The organism is Zobellia barbeyronii, assembly GCF_018603515.1.
Classification (GTDB): Bacteria; Bacteroidota; Bacteroidia; order Flavobacteriales; family Flavobacteriaceae; genus Zobellia; species Zobellia barbeyronii.
In genome coordinates, this window is the sequence record NZ_JACATN010000017.1 from 1 (window position 1) to 2685 (window position 2685).

The following is a 2685-nucleotide window of genomic DNA, read 5'->3' on the forward strand; positions in this document are numbered from 1 at the left end:
ATTGCTGTGACTTCTGGAATATATGCCCAGTTGTGTGTAGTTATCTAAAGTAGGTAGTAAAGTTGGCAAAAACAAAATAGCCTTTATAAAAGTCGCGGCATACCCGGACCGTTGAGGGAAATGAGTGGTACGGGAGTCGTGAAAAAACAGCTATTCATGCAGTACGTGTTTTTTTGCAGCGGAGTAACACGGCCTTTAGGTCATTTCCCTCAACGTTAAGTATAAGAAATCGTAGGGCAGGTGATAAGCACTTTCGTTTCGGTTTATTACTTAGCTAAATATAAATATTTTGCTTTTATCTTTTTTACTATAAACGCCAAATTTTATATTTAGCGGACTTTGTTAATATTCACAGACCTTTCGGTTTAGCACAAACGCCCTATGTTTTTTATACAGTGTTACCACCAGTTTTTATTCCGTTATTATTTCATTTTCGGTTGTTACGTCTTCTTTTTTATTCAATTTCCATAACCAATATAGTCCGCCAAGTGGTACTCCAAAAGTCCAAGCTGAACTTAAATATCCCATATATGAAAAACTAATACCGAACAGTATTTGAAAACTTAACAAACTAAACGAAAGTCCATAAACGGCACTGTAAGTTATCGCTGGAACATTCAGAAAAATCACAGCAATATATTTCAGCCATTTTTTCTTTAAATCACTTTTCTTAATTTTTATAATAATCCAAATGTTAAAAACCGGAACGCATATTGCCAAAATCCCAAAGAACCAAAACCAAATCATATTCGGAATTTTTTCCTTTAAGTCAAGTGTTTTTATATATAATATTTTATTTGAACTATCATCAAAAGTAATTTCAAAAACCCCGAATTCTTTATCGTTTGAAAATTCAACTTGTGCTTTAGTTGTGTTTGGCGCTGTGCTTTCTCCCTCTACTGTTGATAAAGTTTTTTCAGCGGTCATAAATTTATAGCTTAACTCTTTTCCGAAATTGTCTACAATTATTTTTCGAAAATTCACTAACCCTAATTTCAGTGTGTCAATACTCGTGTTTTTATAAGCCTCATTTTCGGTTGCCATAAAAGAAACACTCTTTTCATAATCTTTGTTTATTAGTGATTCTACAAATCCTTGAGTAGTGTCCTTGTATGTGAATGCGTTATTAATAAAATCACAACTTGTAAAAAGTGATATAGTTAATATTAGAAGTATAGTTTTTGTCAGTTTGCTCATTTTTTTAAATTGGTGGTAACGGTCCGGGTATATCTTCCGGAAGGCGCAGCCTGCCGAGTGGAAGATTGCTGTGACTTCTGGAATATATGCCCAGTTGTGTGTAGTTATCTAAAGTAAGTAGTAAAGTTGGCAAAAGCAAAACAGCCTTAATTAAAGTCGCGGCATACCCGGACCGTTGAGGGAAATGAGTGTTACGGGAGTCGTGAAAAAACAGCTATTCATGCAGTACGTGTTTTTTTGCAGCGGAGTAACACGGCCTTTAGGTCATTTCCCTCAACGTGTTTGTATATGGTTTGTTGCGTGTTTTAAGCATCTAATTTAGTAAATAATTACCGACCAAGAAAGTCCGCGAGGACTTTCGTAAGTAGGCTAGAACTAGCAATAAATTATATACGGTGTTGTGGTTAGTTTTTATTTATTTCTTTCAGTTTCATTAATGAAAACCCAACCATTGCTATTAAAACTAATGTTTGAGAAATTGCAATTCCAAGGTTAAACCAACCATAAAATCTCAAATATTCTCCCATTTCCAAAAGTGTGTTTTCAGAAGCAGATTCGGCATACATTCCAGATAATTTGTTTGTCAAAGGTGTTAGTATAAAAACAACTAAAGTCATAATTATTAGTAGTTTTTTTGGAAATTCAGTTAGATAAATTCCTGATGCTTTTAATCTTGATTTTGTTTTGATTATCTTTAAGAGAAATAATGCGGTCAGCGCATAAAAAATCAAAGTTATTATTGGAAAAACGTAAGTCATTATATTATATGAAATTCCTAATTCTGCTAAACCAAAATATAGTAAATGAATTAGGAAATATAGTATTGATTCAATAGCAATAACAAAGACAAATCCAAAGATTACCCACAATATTAATAATATATTTTCTTTATTCATTTAGTATTTCATTCAGTTAACGAATTCAGATTTCGTTCCATTATTATACAATCTTACCATAAATATGGTTTTGCGAAATAAAGCCAACCACACCATAAAGTCCAAAAACAACTGAATAAAAGTCCGATTATGAAAAATATCATTCGAAACCTTTTAAGTCCGATTTTATTTTTCAGATAGTACCAATCAAACAATTCTAATAGAGTTCCTAATGAGTAAAAAATATTTGCTCCAATTCCCCAAATTATAATTCCGATTGTGTCGTCTATAGTCCAAGAGTATTCTCCTCTTGAAAGTCCATCATAGATTGCAAAAATTCCGAAAATTCCAACAGCGATACTATAAATCCATCTTTTAGATTCCCACCATTTTATGTTCGATTTTAGTTCTTCTATTGTCATTTTCTTAAATTAACCACAACGGTCCGGGTATATCTTCCGGAAGGCGCAGCCTACCGAGTGGAAGATTGCTGTGACTTCTGGAATATATGCCCAGTTGTGTGTAGTTATCTAAAGTAGGTAGTAAAGTTGGCAAAAACAAAATAGCCTTTATAAAAGTCGCGGCATACCCGGACCGTTGAGGGAAATGAGTG

Annotated in this window: 4 protein-coding genes; all 4 read right to left on the minus strand. The window is 33.3% G+C overall.

Translation table 11 applies throughout. The features are described 5' to 3' along the window. Positions 1–411 precede the first annotated feature (411 nt). Positions 412–1197, minus strand: a complete 786-nt coding sequence (locus HW347_RS20515; RefSeq protein ID WP_214613589.1) for a hypothetical protein — start codon at positions 1195–1197, stop codon at positions 412–414. 404 nt (positions 1198–1601) lie between these two features. Then, the gene (locus HW347_RS20520) at positions 1602–2093 is read right to left on the minus strand and encodes a hypothetical protein (protein ID WP_214613590.1); all 492 of its coding nucleotides are present in this window, start codon (positions 2091–2093) and stop codon (positions 1602–1604) included. A 53-nt stretch (positions 2094–2146) separates the two neighbouring features. Next, the gene (locus HW347_RS20525; protein WP_214613591.1) at positions 2147–2494 is read right to left on the minus strand and encodes a hypothetical protein; all 348 of its coding nucleotides are present in this window, start codon (positions 2492–2494) and stop codon (positions 2147–2149) included. 4 nt (positions 2495–2498) lie between these two features. Further along, the coding region (locus HW347_RS20530) for a hypothetical protein (RefSeq protein ID WP_214613592.1) at positions 2499–2685 on the minus strand (187 nt) is incomplete at its 5' end.